4 protein-coding genes are annotated in these 3765 nt (G+C 68.7%); all 4 read right to left on the reverse strand.

Annotated elements, in window-relative coordinates; all coding sequences use genetic code 11:
• Positions 1–86: 86 nt before the first annotated feature.
• A complete protein-coding gene (locus ABZ281_RS41895; RefSeq protein ID WP_356663196.1) occupies positions 87–374 on the reverse strand; it encodes a DUF4190 domain-containing protein in 288 nt (95 codons plus the stop codon).
• A gap of 122 nt (positions 375–496) precedes the next feature.
• Complete coding sequence (locus tag ABZ281_RS41900) at positions 497–1093, reverse strand: TetR/AcrR family transcriptional regulator (protein ID WP_356663198.1); 597 nt, start codon at positions 1091–1093, stop codon at positions 497–499.
• A gap of 20 nt (positions 1094–1113) precedes the next feature.
• Complete coding sequence (locus ABZ281_RS41905) at positions 1114–3177, reverse strand: discoidin domain-containing protein (protein ID WP_356663200.1); 2064 nt, start codon at positions 3175–3177, stop codon at positions 1114–1116.
• Positions 3178–3410: 233 nt separating this feature from the next.
• Positions 3411–3758, reverse strand: coding sequence for a helix-turn-helix domain-containing protein (locus ABZ281_RS41910; RefSeq protein ID WP_356663202.1), 348 nt, complete (start codon positions 3756–3758; stop codon positions 3411–3413).
• Positions 3759–3765: the final 7 nt, after the last annotated feature.

The raw sequence follows: 3765 nt of genomic DNA on the forward strand, positions 1-3765 counted from the left end.
CGGCACGTCCACTCAACGAGTCACACCCGTCCAGGTACCGGTCACATCATCAGATCACCCGAACCGGTCATGTGCGGAGGATGGGACTAGCCGCCGACGTACCAGCTGAAGCCGCCGTTGCTGCTGGCCATGGCCAGGAGCACGAGCCACAGGACCACGTCGACGATGCCGAGGATGATGCCGGCCTTCGCCATTCCGGCACCGTTCTTGACCGACGCCTGGCGGCGGGCGACAGCACCGAAGATGATGGCCAGCGGGCCGAGGACGATGTTCAGGAGGAACAGGCCGATGATGCCGCAGCACAGGCTCGCGATCGCCAGGCCGTTGGTGCGCGAACCGGAGGACGCGGCAGAGGAACCGCCGTAACTCGCCATGGAAAACTCCCAGTTGTCGATGGCACGGACCGAACGGGCCGCACTCTCCTCACTTTCGACTTGTTTTGTTCGAATGCCCCTCAGGGCCGTTCCCATGACAACCGATTCGGGAGAGCCTCCCGTCAGTTCTCGTGCACCAGTCCGGCGACGTGCGCGGTGACCATGTCGAGGAGGCCCGCCTGGGCCGTGTCGTCGCCGAGCACGAGGTAGTTGAGCGTCAGGCCGTCGGTCATGGCGGCCAGGTAGCGGGCGAGGACGGGGACGGGCACCCGCAGGCGCAGCCCCATGGCCTCCCGCAGCTGGTCGATGAGCTCGGTGTACGCCTCGGCGTACAGCTCGTACTGACGGCGCGCCAGATGCTCGAAACCGGGCTGGCGCAGGGCGTACTGCGTGAGTTCGTAGGTGAGCATGTGCTCGTCGGGGTGGGCGCGGACGTGGTCCCAGTACGCCTGGAATCCCGCCCGCACGGTCTCCTCGAGGGTGGCTCTGGGCCGGATGGCCTCCTTCACCACCGTCACGTAGTGGCCGGTGATGGTGGTGATCACGGACTCGATCAGCTGCTGCTTGGAGTCGAAGCAGTAGTGGAAGACGCTCAGCGAGACGCCCGCCTCGGCGGCGATGGACCGGGTCGTCGTCCTGGGGACGCCGTCCCGGGCCATCGCCCTGATCGCCGCTTCGGTGAGCTGTCGCCGCCGCTCGGCGGACGGCAACCGTGCCATGGAGCCCCTCTCGTGGCCGGTCAGCCGCTGTGGACGCCGACCTCGTGGAGGGAGTAGCCCCAGCCGGTGCCGCGCTCCAGCCCGTGGACGCGGACGTACCTGGCCGGTGTTCCGGCGAACCGCGCGGTGTCCAGGCCGCCGTCACCGGCGGTCGTGGACCAGGCGGTCCGCCAGTTCACGCCGTCGGCGGACAGCTCGATCCGGTACGACTTCGCGTACGCGCGCTCCCAGTCGAGGGTGACCCGCCCGACGGTCCGCGCCGAGCCGAGGTCGACCTGGTACCACTGGTCGTCACTCCAGTCGCTGGCCCAGCGGGTGCGGCGGTCCCCGTCGACGGCCCGGTGCGGCTGGTAGCTCGTGAACAGGCTCCACTCCGAGGAGCTGGCCGACGTGGCCGCTCCCGCCGCGAGGTTGGCGCCGGCCTTGTGGTTCTCGGAGGCCCTCCAGGTGTCGAGGTAGGACTCGGCGCCCCGGAACAGGTCGTCGACCGTGTCCTGGCCGCCGACCCGGCGGATGTCCTCGATCCAGTCCGGGACGAGACCGTAGTGGGCCGCGCCGTCGGTGTTCAGGTCCCAGGTGCGCTCGCCGGTGGTCTGCCGGTCGATGACCGAACCCCCGTCGACGCTCCTGAACGGGTAGGTGACCTTGTTCGGCGCGTCCGCCCCGCGCGGTCCCGGCCAGCCGCCGACGCCGTTCATGTCGGTTCCGTAGCCGTAGCCCACGCCGTACTTGTCGCGCAGGGCCTCGGTACGCTTCGCCTCCGCGACGAAGCCCTCGGAGCCGTGCATGTACTGGGCGATGAAGCCGCCGAGTCCGTAGACCCGCTCGGTCCAGTCCATGTCCATCCAGCTGTGCGAGGAGAGCACACCGGGGTAGGACTCGGCCTCGAAGATGTCGAGCACCCGGCCGGTTGCCTTGACGCTCATGTGGTCGATCTCCAGCATCATGCCGCGCTTCATCATGCCGCGCACGGCGTACTCGCCGAGATCGGTGAGCCCCCGCACGTTGCACTGGGCGTCGGCGCTGTACGAGGGGACCTCCTCGCCCGCCGGGAGCTTCTTCTCGGCCGCGGGCGCCGCCGCGTTGCCGATCGGGTTGTCGTGCTGCGGGCCCTTGCACGTCTCGGTCTTCCAGTAGGTGCCGGTCGACAGGAACTGACCGACGTTGATGGCCGTTCCGAGCGAGCCCGAGTCGAAGCGCACCCCGCACAGGGCGTTGTCGAACTTGTGGCACAGGAACATGCTGCGCACGCCCAGCGCGTGCAGCTCGTCCAGGCCCTTGTCGATGTCCGCCCTGCCGCACTGCGCGATGTCCAGGACCTGCTTGCAGCCGAACGGCTCGGAGGTCTCGACCCCCATGACCACCGCCAGCTTGCCCTGCTCGATGACCTGGCGGGCCTGCGCGCTGTCGGTGACGACCCGGAACCAGCCCTTGCCGGGCCCGCCGTACATCTTGTCGACGTAGGCCTGCATGTCGTACGTCAGCTTGGCCTGCAGCCGGATGGACGTCATCTCGTCGCAGGAGCGGTCCTTGAAGAAGTACACCGAGCAGATCACGCCGTTGGTGACGAGGTCGTTGACCAGCACCCGCTGTCCGCCGCGCCAGGCCCGCTCGATCCAGGCGTAGTAGTTCTGCTGGTGGGTCAGCGAGTCGTGCCTCGGCCAGTCCTTGAAGGTGGGCCAGCCGTTCGGGTCGTGCTTGCCGTCACCGCCGTTGGTGATGAAGTCGAAGATCGCGAGCGAGCCGTCGGGGTAGTGCTCCGGGCAGTCCTTGAGCGCGTCGGCCACGCCCTGTTCGGAGAACGCCTTGCCGCAGATCAGACGTCCGCCGAAGGCCTCGTTGGAGAGGATGTGGTCGTGCGCGTCGACGAACCCGCGCACCTGGCCCTTGGCGTCGGTGCCGGTGAAGGGCTCGCCCGTGACGTTGATCCGGGAGTCCGGCGCGGGCCGTGCGGTCGGGTCCCACCAGTCGTTCCCGGCCGCCGCACTCGGGGTGGGGCCGAGCGCGATCGACAGCACGAGCAGGAGCAGCGAGACAACGGTGACGTTCTTGCGTCTGCGGTACGGGCGTCCGGAACTGATCACAGCCCACGTCCCTCGATCGGCGGGTCGCGCGGTCGCCTTGTCATGACCTCGCAAAGTGTGCGACGAGAATCGCCACTAACGCTGAATGAGTCAAGAGTCCGGGACGGTTGACCTGATGACGGGGGGCGGTTCACCCGGGACGGGTTGCGCATGTGCGGGGGCAACAGCGAACCCCAGGTCGCCGACCCGGGGTCTCGTGGAGCGGATGACAGGCCCCGCCTGCCGTCGCGCGATCAGCTCGAAGCGGGAGCGGAACCGCCGGAGGCTTCGTGCGCGGCACGGTACTCGGCGTTGATGCGCTGCGCTTCCTCGAGTTGGTCCTCGAGGATGACGATGCGGCAGGCGGCCTCGATCGGGGTCCCCCGGTCGACGAGCTCACGGGCGCGCGCGGCGATCCTCAGCTGGTAGCGCGAGTAGCGGCGGTGCCCGCCCTCCGAGCGCAGCGGCGTGATCAGCCGGGCCTCCCCGAGGGCTCGCAGGAAGCCTGGGGTGGTGCCGAGCATCTCGGCGGCCCGGCCCATGGTGTAGGCCGGGTAGTCATCGTCGTCCAGACGATTGCTGAGCGGGGTATCTGCTGGCATGTCACCT

It is taken from the genome of Streptomyces sp. NPDC006265, from assembly GCF_040613555.1.
Lineage (GTDB): Bacteria > Actinomycetota > Actinomycetes > Streptomycetales > Streptomycetaceae > Streptomyces.

Coding starts and splice junctions, on each gene's coding strand:
- ABZ281_RS41900 (WP_356663198.1), bottom strand. CDS start 1,093: ATGGCACGGTTGCCGTCCGCCGAGCGGCGGCGACAGCTCACCGAAGCG.
- ABZ281_RS41910 (WP_356663202.1), bottom strand. CDS start 3,758: ATGCCAGCAGATACCCCGCTCAGCAATCGTCTGGACGACGATGACTAC.
- ABZ281_RS41895 (WP_356663196.1), bottom strand. CDS start 374: ATGGCGAGTTACGGCGGTTCCTCTGCCGCGTCCTCCGGTTCGCGCACC.